Source organism: Streptomyces sp. NRRL S-1022 (assembly GCF_000720135.1).
Lineage (GTDB): Bacteria > Actinomycetota > Actinomycetes > Streptomycetales > Streptomycetaceae > Streptomyces.
This window is the reverse complement of record NZ_JOIU01000196.1, coordinates 1-274: the sequence shown is the minus strand read 5'-3', so window position 1 is coordinate 274 and position 274 is coordinate 1. Positions and strand designations below refer to the sequence as shown.

Here is a 274-nt window from a genome sequence, read left to right as displayed (position 1 = left end):
GGTCTGGCTGGAGTAGTCGGCGGACCAGCCGCAGCGGTCGGCGGTGCACACGGCGGCGTACTTGGTCCGGCCGTTGCGGTCGCGGTGGGTGCCGATCTGGACGGGGCCGATGCGCATCAGGGAGTGGAAGTTGTCGCGGGTGGGCATGGCGGCTGGTTCTCCTTCCGGGTCAGGTGAGCTGGGCGGCGATGGCGTCGGCGAGGTGGGGCGGGACGCCGAGGCGGGCGCGCAGGGTGTCGGTGTCGATGGGGGCGCCGGTGCGGTCGCGGTAGTC

Annotated in this window: 1 protein-coding gene and 1 pseudogene; both read right to left on the bottom strand. The window is 73.4% G+C overall.

Annotated elements, in window-relative coordinates; all coding sequences use genetic code 11:
* Positions 1-147, bottom strand: a 147-nt coding sequence (locus tag IG05_RS0141510; protein WP_030349223.1) for a mobile element transfer protein, incomplete at its 3' end; no start/stop codon positions are given.
* Between the two features lie 22 nt (positions 148-169).
* A pseudogene (locus IG05_RS47495) lies at positions 170-274 on the bottom strand (SpdA protein); the annotation flags it as partial.